The organism is Xanthomonas sp. NCPPB 2632, from assembly GCF_041228075.2.
Taxonomy (GTDB): Bacteria; Pseudomonadota; Gammaproteobacteria; order Xanthomonadales; family Rhodanobacteraceae; genus Luteibacter.
Genome location: NZ_CM192979.1, coordinates 159,577 through 174,254 on the forward strand (window position 1 = coordinate 159,577; position 14,678 = coordinate 174,254).

Annotated in this window: 11 protein-coding genes; 3 read left to right on the forward strand and 8 right to left on the reverse strand. The window is 70.1% G+C overall.

What is annotated here, in order from left to right:
* Positions 1-31 precede the first annotated feature (31 nt).
* Positions 32-964: a DUF535 family protein gene (locus tag AB8808_RS00640; RefSeq protein WP_369925851.1), complete on the forward strand. Its 933-nt coding sequence runs from the start codon at positions 32-34 to the stop codon at positions 962-964.
* Here the strand turns inward: AB8808_RS00640 and AB8808_RS00645 are convergent.
* The 3 genes from AB8808_RS00645 to AB8808_RS00655 are packed head-to-tail and all read right to left on the reverse strand — an operon-like array spanning position 961 to position 5,020.
* On the reverse strand, positions 961-3,414 hold the full coding sequence (locus AB8808_RS00645) for a TonB-dependent siderophore receptor (protein ID WP_369925853.1): 2,454 nt from the start codon (positions 3,412-3,414) through the stop codon (positions 961-963). The genes AB8808_RS00640 and AB8808_RS00645 overlap by 4 nt on opposite strands.
* A 53-nt stretch (positions 3,415-3,467) precedes the next feature.
* Positions 3,468-4,481, reverse strand: coding sequence for a FecR family protein (locus tag AB8808_RS00650; protein WP_369925854.1), 1,014 nt, complete (start codon positions 4,479-4,481; stop codon positions 3,468-3,470).
* Entirely contained in the window at positions 4,481-5,020 is a 540-nt protein-coding gene (locus AB8808_RS00655) for an RNA polymerase sigma factor (protein WP_369925855.1), read from the reverse strand. The genes AB8808_RS00650 and AB8808_RS00655 overlap by 1 nt, the downstream gene beginning before the upstream one ends.
* A 226-nt stretch (positions 5,021-5,246) precedes the next feature.
* On the opposite strand from AB8808_RS00655, the gene AB8808_RS00660 reads away from it, so the two are divergent.
* Positions 5,247-6,926, forward strand: coding sequence for an ArnT family glycosyltransferase (locus tag AB8808_RS00660; RefSeq protein ID WP_369925857.1), 1,680 nt, complete (start codon positions 5,247-5,249; stop codon positions 6,924-6,926).
* A gap of 13 nt (positions 6,927-6,939) precedes the next feature.
* Here the strand turns inward: AB8808_RS00660 and AB8808_RS00665 are convergent, their stop codons facing one another.
* Positions 6,940-7,563 carry a YrbL family protein gene (locus tag AB8808_RS00665; protein WP_369925859.1) on the reverse strand — a complete coding sequence of 208 codons (624 nt, stop codon included), beginning with the start codon at positions 7,561-7,563 and terminating at the stop codon, positions 6,940-6,942.
* A 134-nt stretch (positions 7,564-7,697) separates the two neighbouring features.
* Between AB8808_RS00665 and AB8808_RS00670 the strand changes: the two genes are divergently transcribed.
* Positions 7,698-9,614: an LTA synthase family protein gene (locus AB8808_RS00670; protein ID WP_369925861.1), complete on the forward strand. Its 1,917-nt coding sequence runs from the start codon at positions 7,698-7,700 to the stop codon at positions 9,612-9,614.
* Between the two features lie 30 nt (positions 9,615-9,644).
* Here AB8808_RS00670 and AB8808_RS00675 read toward each other — a convergent pair whose 3' ends face one another.
* The 4 genes from AB8808_RS00675 to AB8808_RS00690 all read right to left on the reverse strand — a co-directional run bounded on the left by AB8808_RS00675 (position 9,645) and on the right by AB8808_RS00690 (position 14,624).
* On the reverse strand, positions 9,645-11,879 hold the full coding sequence (locus AB8808_RS00675; protein WP_369925863.1) for a response regulator: 2,235 nt from the start codon (positions 11,877-11,879) through the stop codon (positions 9,645-9,647).
* An 86-nt stretch (positions 11,880-11,965) separates the two neighbouring features.
* Positions 11,966-12,832: a cobalamin-binding protein gene (locus tag AB8808_RS00680; protein ID WP_369925866.1), complete on the reverse strand. Its 867-nt coding sequence runs from the start codon at positions 12,830-12,832 to the stop codon at positions 11,966-11,968.
* Positions 12,829-13,617: an ABC transporter ATP-binding protein gene (locus AB8808_RS00685; RefSeq protein ID WP_369925868.1), complete on the reverse strand. Its 789-nt coding sequence runs from the start codon at positions 13,615-13,617 to the stop codon at positions 12,829-12,831. The genes AB8808_RS00680 and AB8808_RS00685 overlap by 4 nt, the downstream gene beginning before the upstream one ends.
* A complete protein-coding gene (locus AB8808_RS00690; RefSeq protein ID WP_369925870.1) occupies positions 13,614-14,624 on the reverse strand; it encodes a FecCD family ABC transporter permease in 1,011 nt (336 codons plus the stop codon). The genes AB8808_RS00685 and AB8808_RS00690 overlap by 4 nt, the downstream gene beginning before the upstream one ends.
* Positions 14,625-14,678 lie beyond the last annotated feature (54 nt).

Sequence of the window (14,678 nt, forward strand, 5' to 3'; positions counted from 1 at the left end):
CAATCCGGCGCCCGCCGAACGTCATGGGTAGATGCAGACGCATTACCCCCCGTCCCAGGCGATGCGCGACCTCACCCATGCCCGGGCCGGGTCTCGGCCGCCGAGGGCCGCGCTGGTGCTGGCCCTGGACCATCTTCGGCGACGTGCGGCGCTGCGCCGGCAGGGCGCAGCGCCCGAGCCGCGGCTGGCGTACCTGTTGCGCTCGCTGGCCGCGTTCCGTCGCCAGACCGCCTGGCTGGACCTGGTCGGGCGCTCGCGCACCTTGCGGGCCGCGGCGGCGCTGAATCCCCGGGTCTACGAGCGCTGGCAGCGGCACTACATCTCCCGTGACTTCGACCTCGCCACCTGCGCGCGACTGGTGGAAGCGCATTACCGCTTCATTGCGCGGGAGTGTCCCGAGCGCCTGCGCGAACGGCTGGTGCGGGGGCACGACGTGCGCCTGGCCACGCTGCCGCTCGGCGACGGCAACGTGGCCTACCTGCATGCGCGCGCGCCGGAAGACGAAGCCACGGGCGAACTGGGCCTGTTCCTGCTCAACGACGGCAAGGAAGTGATTTCGTCCTGCACGATCACGTTCGGTGGCGCCGAGGGCCTGTTGATCGGCGCGATGCGCGGCTCGTGGGCCTACCTCGGGCGCGAAGCCATCGGCCGGTTCACCCGGGCTACCGGCGGGCTGCGTCCGCGCGACCTCCTGCTGGCGCTGATCCGTTCGCTGGCCAGCCACTACGGGATCGAGCGCGTGCGTGGCGTGTCCCACCACGCGCATCCGCTGGATCGTCGGGCCGGCGTGACCTTGGCCGCCTACGACCGATTCTGGCAGCGGCATGGCGGCGTGCCCGGGGCGGGCGGTTGCCATGATATTCCCCTCGGGGCGCCGGCCGCCCTCGACGAGGCGCGCACGGCGTTCAGCCAGGACGCCTGCGCCGTGGCCTTGCAGGCGTTCACCCGGACGGGTGGCGCCTAGAAATCGTACGAGCCGGTCAGCAGCACCACACGGCCCTGGCGGATGGGTACGAAGGTCTCGTCGAAATTCACCGCGTACAGCGTGCGGGCGAAGAGGTTCTTCACGCCCAGCGTCAGCTGCCAGTGGTCCCCGTAGCGCGACACGTTCGCTTCCACGCTGGCCTGCCCGGGAATGCCGAAATACTGGCCGTCGTTGCTGGTGCGGCCGATGCTGCGGCTTCGCGCCAGGACGCCCGCGGCGACGCCCCATGGCTTGATGTCGCCGTCGCCGAAGCGATAGCTGCTCCAGACGGCCGCCTGGTGGCGTGGGGAGCCGGTGGGTCGCGTATCGTCGTTGTTGTGGATGCGCGCCTCGGTGACGCTGGCGATGACGTCCAGGCCGTTGGCGATGCGGCCGGACAGTTCCAGCTCCACGCCGCAATTGGTCTGGCCCGGGCCGGGCGTGGCGAAGAACGGGGCCTCCGGCGAGACCAGATCCACGCTGTGGTCCACGCGGATGCGATACACCGCGGCGGTCAGGCGGGCGCGATGATCGAACAGCTCGAACTTGCCGCCCGCCTCCAGCTGCCGGGAGGTGGCCACGGGCAACGGCTGGCCGTCCTTGCCCAGCAGCGGATCGGGCTGGAAGCCGGTGGAGCTGTCCGCATACAGGGCTACCTCCGGCGACAGCTTGTAGACCACGCCCAGCTTCGGAATCCAGCGCGCCTTGCGCAGGGTGCGCGGGCTGCCGTCGGTCCAGTGCGTTTCCAGCCGGTAGGTGGTGCGCCGTAACGCGGCCAGCACGTTCCAGCGGTCGCCGATGACGATCTGGTCCTGCAGGTAGGCGCCGGCGTTGGTCTGCCACGATCCGCCCAGGGTCTGCACGGTGGTGCTCACGGGCGCCAGCAAGGCGTTGAACCGCGCGGAAAATGCCGTGCCGGTGCGCAGGTCGTAGGCCAGTGGCCGCGTTGCGACGAATGCCTCGCGGTCGCCGACCGTCTCGCTGTCGCTGCCATCGGTCTGGGTGGTGCTGCCGCTGCCGCCGTCACCCGCATGGGTGCGGGCCAGGTCGAAGCCCAGCAACACGGTGTGTGTCACGTCACCCTGCCCGAAGCGGCGGGTGAGGTCGTTCTGCCAGGTCCAGTAGGTGCCCGTGTAGCGGAACGTGCGCGCCACCGGCGAGAGCACGGCGTCGCGGGTGCCGAACTCGCTCGACACGTACGACCAGCTGTTGCCGTTGCTGCGCTGGCGCACGTACTGGCCCTGGCTGTGCAGGGTCCAGTCGTCGAACGCATGGTCGAACTCGAACACCGCGCGGCCGGTGCGATACGTCGACGTGTCGCCCGGCGTGCCCGGGACGGAGCGGTAGGGCGAAGCCGCGGACAACGACGGACCCAGCAGCACGGTGTGCTCCGGGCCGGGCACGCGGTTGTCGACGAACTCCACGCCGCCCATCACGCGGGTACGCTCACCGGCCCAAGCGAGCGACGGTGCGAGGTAGGCGCCGCGACCGCCCCCATCGCCACGGGGTGTGGTCTGGCCGCGTTGTCCCGCGGCCACCACGCGGTAGGTGACCGAGCCATCGGTGGATGCGGCGCCGGCCAGGTCCACGCCCAGCCGGCCGCCGTCGTAGCGGCCCGCGGAATAGGTGAGCGTGCGCACCGGCTCCGCCTGGGGCCGCTTCATCACCACGTTGATCGAGCCGCCGAAGTTGTTGTTCTGCGACGCGTCGCCCAGGATGGCCTCGGGTCCACGCAGCACTTCCACGCGCTCGATGCCGATCAGCGGCGGCAGGTCCTCCGTGCGCGCGATGCCGTTGGGCATGCCGTCGGTCATGCCGTGCCCGGCGTCGAAACCACGGATGAGGAACAGCGGCGCGCCGCCGTAGCCGTCCACGTATTGCACGCCGGCGACATAGCGCGCGACGTCGCCGATACCCACCGCCTGCTGCGACGCGATCGCGTCGCGGGTCACCACGGAAATCGACTGCGGTACGTCCATCAGGTGCGCGTCGTTGCGCGTGGCGCTGCGGGTGGTGTCGGCCTTGAAGCCGACGTCCTGCACCAGGCCCTGGACGTCCACCGTGGCCAGCGGCACCACGGCGCCCGGATCGAACGCCACCGCCGGATCGGCGGGTGCCGGCGTCGCGTTGCCGGGTTGCTGGCGCTGGCGTACCACGACCGTGCTGGCATCGTAGGACTCGCGCTCGAGGTCGGTGCCCCGCAGCAGCTGGTCGAGGGCGGCATCCGGGGTGAGCAGCCCCTGGGCACCGGCGGAACGCCAGCTGGCGATCGAGCCGGAGGCGGTCAGCACCTGCACGTTGGCTTGCCTGCCCCAGGCGAGCAGTGCCGTGGTGAGCGGCTGCGGCGCGATGGCGAACGGCCGCGTCGCTCCCGCGGAAGCGCCGGCAGGCGCGCCGATGGCTTGCGCGGCGCGGACGGCGAGCGTCAGCGCGAGTGCGCCGGTAAGCATGCGCCGGCGCCCGCGAAGCGAATACTGCAACACCTGCGGCCCCGGGCGAATGGTCAGCGCGGCTGCGTACCCCGCGTCATGGCGGTCTGACGGGTGAGTTCGAGCCGGTCGGCGTAGGTATCCACACGCAGCGGAAACACGCGCGGCAGCGCCGATACCCAGCTGTCGATGGTATCGACCTGCACCGTGCCGGTAAACGTCAGCCTGCCCAGCGCCGGGTCCGCGATGTGGATGGGGCGTGCGCTGTAGCGGTTGATGTTGTCCACCACCGAGGACAGTGGTTCGTCGACGAACGCCAGGCGGTGCGCGCGCCAGGCGGTGGCCGTGGCGGGATCGACATCGACGATGCGCATGGCCTGGGTCGCGGGATCGAACGAGACTTCGCGGCCGGCGCCCAGTTCCACGGTGCCATCCTCGCCGTGCGCCGCGGAGGGCGACACGCGGACGCGTCCCTCGGTGACCGCGACCGTCACGCGGTCGCCCGTACGCCGCACGTTGAATGCCGTGCCCAGGTCGCGGATGCGCAGCGGGCCCGCGTTGACCACGAAGGGGCGTTCGGCGTGGGTCACCTGGAAGAAGGCTTCACCGGCGTCCAGGTCGATGGCGCGCTCGTCGCGACCGTAGCGTGCCGTGACCGACGTGGCCCCGCCCATCTCGATACGGGAGCCGTCGGGCAGGGCGATGTCGCGGTGGCCGGCCCGCTCACTGGCATAGTGCCCGGCGGATACGCCGGGCAGGGGCCGCCACAGGAGGAAGGCCCCGGCACCGAGCACGACCAGGGCGGCCATGGCCGCCGCCACGCGGACAAGGCGCGCACGCGGGGAGCGCGGCGGTGCCGCCGGTGCATACCGCTGGATGAAACGCTCCCGCATCGACGGCGGCATGCCGCCGACCTCCTCGGCCAGTGCCGAGACGCGCGCGAAGGCCTCGGCGTGGCGTGGGTCGGACTCCAGCCAGTCGCTCCATTCCAGCAGGATGCGCTCCGGGAGATCGGCGGCGCGCAGGCGCACCCACCAGTCGGCGGCACGGTGTTCGAGCGAGTGATCGGCGCTGGGCATGGCGGTCATCAAGGATTCTCCGCGCGATCGCGGCGTTCACGGCAATGCGCCAGGGCATTGCCGACGTGGTAGCGCACCATGCGCTCGCTGAGCTTCATGTCCCTGGCCACATCCGCGAATGCGCGACCGTCGATCACGTGCATGACGAAGGCGCGGCGGGTCTTCGGCGGCAACTCGTCGAGCGCCCGGCGCAGGTCGCGCCACTGCTCGAGCGCCGCGGCGTGCTGCTCGGGAATCGGCGTGACGTGCCAGTCGTCGGCGTCCGGGTCCACCGGCGCCAGCGCACGGACGTTGCGCATGCGCAGGCGGTCCACGGCCAGGTTGGCGGCCGCGCGGAACAGGAAGGCGCGGGGCGAGTCGATCGTCGTGGCGGGGTCCAGCGCCAGCAGCTTCAGGTACACCTCCTGGGCCACTTCCTGGGCATCCGCCAGCGAATTCAGCCGGGCGCGCAGGAAGGCCACCAGGGCGGCATTGTGCTCGCGGAACAGGCCGACTACCTGCGCGGCACGCGTCCCGCCGGGTGAGGCGTCCGCCTCGGATCGATCCATGGGTTGTCTGACCGCATTCATGGGACGGGAATCTATGGTCGCACGGTGGGAAATCGACGCCCGTACGGGCAGGAACGAGCGCCGATTTCCGCACCGGCGAACACCCTAGACGTGCCGGCGGCGGAAAATTGAAATGCCGTCTGCCGCAAAACGGTAAGCCAATCGTCAGCGCAGTCCGGGAAAGGTCGGCTACGATGGCCCCCGACCTGGGCAGCCCGCGCCATCCATGCACTCGAACGACGACCGATCCCGCCGCGACTTCGCCTGGTTCATGCTTATCGCCCTGGCCGTGCTGGCGGCGGGCATCGGCCTGCGCGACCCCTGGCCGCCGGACGAGCCGCGCTTCGCGCTGGTGGCCCGGCAAATGCTCGAATCCGGCCAGTGGCTGTTCCCTCATCGTGGCGCGGAGCTGTATTCCGACAAGCCGCCGATGCTGATGTGGACCGAAGCCGCGTGGATGTGGCTGACCGGCGGCTGGCGTGGCGCCTTCCTGCTGACTTCGCTGCTGTCCGGCCTGGGCACGCTGGCGCTGGTGGGGTATGCCGGGCGTCGTCTGTGGAACGGCCGCATCGGCCTGTACGCGGCGATCCTCGTGCTCGCGACGATGCAGTTCATCGACGTGATCCGGCACGCGCAGATCGACCCGCTGTCGTTGTTCTGGATCACCGCCGGCAACGTCGGCATCCTCGTGCACTGCCTGCGCGGCCCGGACTGGCGGATGTACTGGCTGGGCTGCTTCGCCGCCGGCCTGGGCGTCATCACCAAGGGGGTGGGCATCGTCGCCCTGCTGATGCTGCTGCCGTACGTGGTCATGCGCGTCCGCCAGTGGCCCGGCATCACCCGTACGCAGGGCGATGGCTGGCGCTGGGCCGGCGGTGCGTTGGCCTTCCTGCTGGCGATATCGTTGTGGCTCGCGCCGATGCTGGTGGCTGCCTACGGGCTGCGCACGCCCGAATACCTGGCCTACGTGCAGGACATCCTGTTCCGGCAGACCGCGGAGCGCTACGCCAATTCCTGGCAGCACGCCGAGGCGCCGTGGTTCTTCCTCGGCGTCATCGCGCAAGACTGGCTACCGGTGTGGCTGCTGGTCCCGCTCATGCTGCCGCGCTGGCGCGACGCGTTGCGCCTGCGCGAGCCGCGCGTGTGGATGCCGCTGGTGTCCTGCCTGCTGATCCTGGTGTTCTTCTCCATCCCCCGCGGCAAGCGGGCGATCTACATCCTGCCCGCGCTGCCGATGCTGGCGCTGGCCATTGCGCCCTACCTGCAGGACCTGCTCAAGGCGCGCTGGCTGCAACGGCTGGCGTTCGCTATCACGCTCGCCTGCGGGCTGGTGTTCGGCGGCGTGGGCCTGTGGGCGTTGCTGGCCCATCCCCGCGCCGCGCAGAAAATGGCGGCGCGCTACGAACTGGCCGATGGCGGGCAGGTGTTGTGGATCGCGCTAGTCGTCATCGGCGCGCTGTTTTTCGTCTGTGCCGCCGTGGGGCGGTCGCGTCGGGGCGTGCTCGCCTTGCTGGCCGGCATGGCGGCCGGCTGGATCGCATGGCCGCTGATGACCTACCCGGCGCTCAACGACAACGAATCGGCCCGGCAGGTGATGCAACGGGCCGACCAGGCGATCGGCCCGGACGGCCAACTGGGCCTGGTGCTGTGGCGTGAGGAAAACCTCTTGCAGGCCGTGCGCCCGGTGAAGGAATTCGGGTTCAGTCGCAGCGCCCCGGCGCAGCTGGCCGAGGCCCGTGCGTGGCAGGCGCAGGATCCGGCGCACCGCTGGCTGCTGGCGACCGACGAGGCACTGGACGGCTGCGTGGTGAGCGGCCAGGCGCAACGGCTGGGCACGGCCAACCACCTGGATTATTTCCTGTTGCCGGCCTCGGCGTCCCGGCCGGGCTGCACGCCGCAGCCTTAGGCATGGGCGGGTGTCAGCGGGAAGGCGCCTCGGCGCGGGTGCGCTTCAGCATCCGCTCGTATTTCTTTGTGGTGCGCGAGGCGTTGTGCGCGCGGCTCATCGAGCAGTGCGGGATGATGTTCTTCTCGCCGAAGCCGTCGATCATCACCAGCCGCGTACCGCCGCCGCGCGAATCCTCGCCGTAGACCACGTTCCAGGCGTGCAGGTCGGCGGCGATGACGTTGTGCGCGAGCAGGCGCGCGTGGAAGGCCTCCAGCTCGGCCTGGGTGGTGGCGGTGAAACCTTCGGCCTTCACCCAGTCGTGCAGCGTGATGGCCAGGCCGCCGTCGGGTCCGCGCACCTTCTCGACCACCTGGCCCAGGCCGATGTCGGTCATCTCCAGGCCGACCACGCGGGCGATCGGCACGCTGTCGTAGCCGCCGGTATGGATGGCGGTGACGTATTCGCGGAACTCGCGCACGAAATCCTTGTACGGGCCGCTGCGGGCCAGCCGGCGATACCACGGGGCGGCGTTCCAGCGCTCCTCGATGGACGCACCCGAGATCACCTTGATCAGCAGGTCGGGTCGGTCGGGATGCTGGTACACCTCGCGCACGTGCCCGGTGGCGATCGGCGTCGCCTCGGCCAGTCTGAACATCGCAAAGATCCTCGTGCGGCGGGCCGAAAGCCGGCCGTAAGTCGTTCGTCGGGCGCACAGTGTAAAGTCATGCGCCTGTAACCTGGCATTTTCACACGCGTGGCGACCCGCCGCGCCTGCTCCGGACCTCCATCGTGCGCAAGCTCACCTGGCGTTTCATCGCCGTCGTCCTCGTTTTCCTGACGCTCTCGCGCGTCGCGCTTTCCGCCTGGCAGTGGACCCGCGTCCACGATGCCGGCGGCCTGTGGCCCGTGCTGCTGGGTGGCTGGCGCATCGACCTCTCGCTGCTTGCGATGGTGGTGGCCCTGCCGGCGCTGTTCTCGCCGTGGCTGGGCCACCGGCGCTGGCCCACGCGCATCGCGGCCTGGTGGCTGCGCCTGTGGTGGCTGCTCTATGCGCTGCTGGAAGTGTCCACGCCGCAGTTCATCGTCGAATACGACACGCGGCCCAACCGGCTCTATTTCGAATACCTCACCAGCCCGCATGAAGTCGCGGCCATGCTGTGGAACGGCTACAAGCTGTCGGTGGGCCTGGGCCTGATCGCCTTCGCGCTGATCGCCTGGATCGGCTTCCGCCTGTTGCCCACCCGCCAGCCCGACCGCCGGCACGTACGCGGATGGATGCGCCCGGTGGCTACGGTGCTCACCTTCGCCGTGCTGTTCCTGGCCGCGCGCGGCACCCTGCAGCATCGTCCGCTGAACGCGTCGCAGGTGGCCTTCACCAACGACGCGATGGTCAACACGCTGCCGCTGAATTCGCTCTACAACGTGCTCAACGCCGCCCTGGCCCTGGGCAACGAACGCTCGGCGTCGGCCGTGTACGGCAAGATGCCGGACGACGAGATGAACGCCATCGTGCGCCGTGCGGCCGGCCTGGACGGTGCGCCGCTCGATCCGCAATACCCCAGCCTGCACCGCCAGGAGCCGACGCGGCAGGGCGACAAGCCGCTCAACCTGGTGATCATCCTGGAAGAAAGCCTGGGCGCGCAGTTCGTCGGCAGCCTGGGCGGCGCGGGCTACACCCCGGAGCTGGACAAGCTGTCCAACGAGGGCTGGTGGCTGGAGCGCACCTACGCCACCGGCACGCGCAGCGCGCGCGGCCTGGAGGCGGTCACCACGGGTTTCATGCCCACGCCGGCGGAGGCCGTGCTGAAACTGCCGCGCAGCCAGCGCGACTTCTTCACCCTCGGCGCCTTGCTGGATACCTTCGGCTACCACACGCGCTTCCTCTACGGCGGTGAAGCCCACTTCGACAACATGCGCTCGTTCTTCTACGGCAACGGCTTCAACGAGGTGGTGGACAGCGCCACCTTCAAGACCAAGCCCGCGTTCGTCGGCTCGTGGGGTGCGTCCGACGAGGACATGTTCAACGAACTGCACCAGCGGCTGCTGGACGACGGCGAAAAACCCACGTTGACCGTCGCCTTCTCCGTGTCCAATCACACGCCGTGGGAATATCCGTCGGGCCGCATCACGCCCGAGGGCGAGCCGGCCAGCAACGCGAACGCCGTGCGTTACGCCGACTGGTCGATCGGGCGTTTCTTCGAGCGTGCCAAGCAGTCGCCGTACTGGAACCACACGGTGTTCCTGATCGTGGCCGACCACGATGCCCGCGTGTTCGGGGCCAGCCTGGTACCGGTGCGTCATTTCCATATCCCGGCGCTGATCCTGGGCGCGGGCGTGCCGGTGAAGAAAGACGAGCACATCGTCAGCCAGGTGGACCTGGCGCCCACGCTGCTGTCGTTGATCGGCATCCGCAGCGAGCACCCCATGCTGGGCGCGGACCTGACGCAGCGTTACCCGGACCGCGCGATCATGCAGTACGGCGACAACTACGGTTACCTCAAGGGCGACCAGCTGATCGTGCTGCGGCCCAACCAGGCGCCGACCCAGTATCACTACCTGCTCGACCATGAGTACTCGGCCGACGGCGAGAAGCTGGAGCCGGAAGCGGTCGACCCCTCGCTCGAGAAGACGGCCCTTGCCCATGCCCTGTGGCCCAGCTGGGCCTACAGCAAGCAGCGTTACCGCCTGCCGCCCAAAGGCAAGTGACCCGTAAGGCGCGTGGCCGCCGTGGCGTGCTCAGGCCCGCGGCAAGGCCCGCGCCACCGTCTCGGTGAGCGCCGCGTACGTGAACGGCTTGGCCAGGCGGGGCAAGTCGTCGGCGGCGCCGCCGGCGATGTCCGCGTAGCCGGTCACCAGCACCACGGGCAGGGTCGGGTCGACCTCGCGCAGGCGCTGCGCCAGCTGCGTGCCGGTCATCTGCGGCATGGCATGGTCGGTCACCACGAGATGCACCCGCGTGCGCTCGAGCAGCCGTAGCGCTTCGGCACCGGAGCGCGCCGCCAGCACGCGATAGCCCATCGCTTCCAGCATCTCGATCGTCGTCGCGCGAACCAGGTCGTCGTCGTCCACGGCGAGGATCACCCGGGCCTCGTCCGGGGCCGCCGTCCCGGCGACGGCGGGCGCCGGTTCCGTCGTCCGGCCCGGCGTGGCGGCAGGCGTCTGCGCAGTCACCGCGGGCAGCCAGATTTCCGCCGTGGTACCGACGTCGGGCCGGCTGGACAGGATCAGGGTGCCGCCCAGTTGCTCGGCCAGGCCGTGCACCATCGACAGGCCCAGCCCCGTACCCTTGCCCACGCCCTTGGTGGTGAAGAACGGCTCGGTCGCCCGTTTCAGGGTCGCTTCGCTCATGCCCGAACCGGAGTCGGTCATGGAAAGGCGGACGTAACGCCCCGCCGCCAGCGCGGCATCGTCGGCGGGCACCTGCACCTCGTCGGTGGCGATGGTGATGGTGCCCACGCCGTCCATGGCGTCGCGTGCGTTGACCGCCAGGTTGAGCAGGGCCGATTCCAGCTGGTTCACGTCCGCTTCCACCACCGCCGGTTGCGGGCCGAAGCGCGTCTCGACGATTACGGTGCTGCCCAGGGCGCGCTGCATCAGTTCGGTCATGCCTTCGACCAGATGGCGTACGTCGACGCGCTCGGAGGTCAGCTCCTGTCGCCGCGCGAAAGCCAGCATACGTCGCGTCAGTACCGCGCCGCGTTCGGCGCCGCTGCGCGCATTGTCGACCAGGCGCAACAGCAGGGGGTCGGGGGGCATGCGCTCGCGCAGCAGTTCGAGGCTGCCCTGCACGGCCATCAGCAGGTTGTTGAAGTCGTGCGCGATGCCGCCGGTGAGGTTGCCCAGCGCTTCCATCTTCTGCGCCTGCATCAGGGCCTGTTCGGCGTGCATCAGCGCCGCGGTGCGTTCGCGCACCTTTTCCTCCAGCGATTCGCGGAAGCGCCGCTCGCCATCGCGCACGGCCGCCTCGGCGCGTACGCGCTCGATGTGCGCCCAGGAACGCTCCACCACTTCGGTCAGCAGGGCCATCTCGTCGGGCTGCCAGACCCGCGGCTCGCGCTGGTGGATCGCCATCAACGCGGTCAACCGGCCGCCGCGGATCAGCGGCATGCACACCGTGGCCGCGGCGCCCAGGCCGCCGAAGGCCTCGGCTTCGTCAGCCGGCAGTTCGGCATCGCGGTCGTTCAGCACGAACGCCTCGCCCATGGAGAGCTGTGTCACGGCCCGGCGTCCGAAATCGGTGAGCTTGTATCGCCCCACGATGCTTTGCGATCCCGGCGCCGCCCAGTCGCCACGGATGGTGAAGGCGTTCTCGTCCTCGTCCATGTCGGCATAGGCGCAGATGGACACGCCGAGGTACTTGCCCAGCATACGCGTGGTCGTGGCCAGCAGAGCGTCCGCGTCCGTATAGCGGGCCGTGGATTCGCGCAGCGTGTCCAGGAAACGCAGGCGTGCCTCGTTGGCGCGTATCGACTGTTCCGCGCGCACGCGCTCGGTGGTTTCCACCACGGTGGCTATGACGCCGGCGGGCTGGCCGGATTCATCGATCACCGGTGAATAATCCAGGTTCATCCACGCCGGCTCGGGCCGTCCGTGGCGGTGTAGCGTGAGCTCCTGGTCCTTGTAGGCCAGCGTGCCGCCGGCCAGGCCGACACGCATCACGTTGTCGTTGAACTCGGCCACTTCACTCCAGCCCTCGCGCACCTCGGAGCCGAGCAGGGCGGGATGGCGCTCACCGGCGAACAGGGAGTAGGCGTCGTTGTAGATCATGTAACCCCGCTCGCCCCACAACAGCACGATGGGCACAGGCGAACGCAACAGCAAGCCGGTGGCCGTGCGCAGGCTCTGCGGCCACTCGGCGAGGGGGCCCAGCGCGGTGCGCGACCAGTCGAACGCCTGTATGAGCGCCCCCGTTTCACCGCCGTCGTCCAGCCATGATCGATCGGAAAGAGAATCGGCGGGGTTAGCGGACATAGACGTCACATTCCGTCTGCGGGGCGGTCGGGAGCAAGTCTAGGAAGGCCGATGTGATGGCGACCGCAAGGTCGTGCGAGGGGGCTTCAGTGCGCGCGACCACGGGCCTGGTCGAGCACCCGGCACAGCGTTTCCACGCCGGGCAGGATGGACGGCGACGGCAGGACGAGGGTGGGTGCATCCAGGGCGATCACGTTGCCATGCTTCACGGCGGCGAGGAACGGGGTTTTCCGCCATGCGGCCAGCGATTCCGCCGCGTCGGTGCCGGCGAGGATCACATCGGGATCGCGGGCCAGCACGGCCTCGCGGCTCACGGTGGGCGCCGCCTGGGTCAGGTCGGCGAAGACGTTGCGGCCGCCGCACAGGCCGATCGCATCGTCGACGATCTGGGCATGCCCGATCGTCATCAGGGGCCTGTCCCAGACCTGATAGAACACGCTGATCTTCGTCTTGCCGGCGTACCTCGCGCGCAGGGCGGCCAGCCGCGCGTCGAAGGCTTCCGCATTGCGCTCCGCCTCCGCGGTCGTGCCGGCCAGCACGCCGAAACGGCGGGTAGCATCGGCCACATCGGCCAGCCGCGTGGTCTCGGCGAAGAACACCGGTATGCCCAGGCGGGTCAGCTTCTCCACCTGCGCGGCCGGCGTGCCGCTGCGCCACACCACGATCAGGTCGGGCTTCAAGGCCACGATGCGTTCCAGGTCCAGCATCGTGGCATCGCCCACCACCGGGACGTTCTTCGCCGCCGCCGGGTGCTCGCTGAAGCGCGAGGTGCCGACCACGTAGCCACCGGCACCGGCGGCGAACAACGCGTCGGTGATGTTGGGCGCCAGGCTGACGATGCGATGCGCCGGCTGCGCCAGCGTCACGCGGTGGCCCGCGTCGTCGGTGACGCTCACCGAAGCGGCGGCGGGAAGCGCGAACAGCAGCGCCAGCAGGAGGCAGATACGATTCATGGGGCATTTCCGTCGAGGCGTCCGGCGCGGAAGAACAGCTCGTCGCCGAGCGTCACGCCATGGATGGGATGGTGGAACGCGGCGGACAGGTTCGCGCTGGTGATGACCGCGTCCCGCGGCCCGGCCAGGGCGCCGCCGCGACCGTCCAGCAGCACGGCGTGCGTGGCGTGCTGGTAGGCCAGGTTGATGTCGTGAACGGTGTAGACGACGGACGTGCCGCGCACGCGGGCCTCGCGCATCAGCTCATGCAACGCCTTCATCTGGTGGTGCAGGTCGAGCGACGACAGCGGTTCGTCCAGCAGCATGATGTCCACGTCCTGGGCGAAAAGCGTGGCGATGTTCACCCGCTGGCGCTCACCGCCGGACAGCGTGGTGACGTCGCGGTCGGCCAGCGGTTGCAGCGCGAACGTCTCCAGCGCCTGCCGGGCCGGGCCGGCGTCGTCATCGCCCCACGCCCAGAACGACAGCCGCGGGTGGCGCGCCGATACCACCGCCTCCATCACCGAGAGGGAAAACGCATCCACCACGGCCTGGGGCAGGAAGCCGCGTCGGCGCGCGAGGTCCAGTGGCCGCCAGGCGGCGATGTCACGATCGTCCAGCGACACGCGGCCGCGATCCGCCGGGCGCAACCCCGCCAGCGTGCGCAGGAGGGTGGACTTGCCGGCGCCGTTGGGGCCCAGCACGCACCAGACCTGGCCGGCATCGACGGTCATGTCGAGGGAGGCGACCAGTTCCCGCCCGCCCATGGTCAGGCCGAGCGCTGCGGCGACCAGGCGATGGCTCATCGGCGGCCCACCAGCAACACCATGAAGGTGGGCACGCCGATCACCGCCATCACCGCACCTACCGGCAGCTGGATGGGCTCGGCGACGATGCGTGCCAGCATGTCCGCCACGACCACCACGATGCCGCCACCCAGCGCACAGGCGGGCACCAGCACGCGCTGGTCGTTGCCGACCAGGCGCCGCAGCGCGTGTGGCACCACCAGCCCGACGAAGCCGACGGTGCCCGCCGTGGTCACGGCCACGGCCGTGGCCAGCGAGGCGACGAGGAAGATCGCCGCCTTCACCAGCGGTGGCCGTACGCCGAGGGCGCTGGCTGATTCCTCGCCGCGCAACAGCAGGTTCAGCGGCCGGCCCAGCGGTGCCATCAGCAGCACGCCGGCCAGCAGGCTGGCGATGGGCACCCACGGATCGGCCACGGCGCTCAGGTCGCCCATCATCCAGAACAGCATGCCGCGAAGGTTCCGGTCTGGCGCCAGCACCAGCATCATGCTGACCACCGCGCCGAACCCGGCGCCCAGCATCACGCCGATCAGGATCAGGTCGGTGGCGTCCTCGCGGTGCGCGGCGCGCTGTCGCGACAGCAGGTCGCGGTGGGCGAGCACGAACACGGCGACACAGGCGACCAGTGCGCCGGTGGCGGCGCCCAGCGTCGTGACGACGGCACCCGCGCCGGCCAGCATCGCGCCCAGCGCGCCGACGGACGCCCCACCGGACAGCCCCAGCGTGTAAGGATCGGCCAGCGGATTGCGCACCAGGATCTGCATGAGGCAGCCGGACAGCGCCAGCAGGCCACCCACGCCGTACGCGGCGAGGGTGCGCGGAATGCGCAGCTCCCACACGATGGCGTGCATCGGCGTATCCCCGTCGTGCCACAGCGCCTGCCACGAGGCGGCCACCGTGGACTCCGCCCCGCCCAGCAGCACGGAGATCACCAGCACCGCCAGCGACGCCAGCAGCATGCCCGACCAGAGCCGCACGGCCGAGGCGAACGTGGCCGTGCGCGGCATCCGCGTTGTCCTGCCCTTGCTTGGCACCTGCACCCGGCTCCCGTAGCGGTTTGG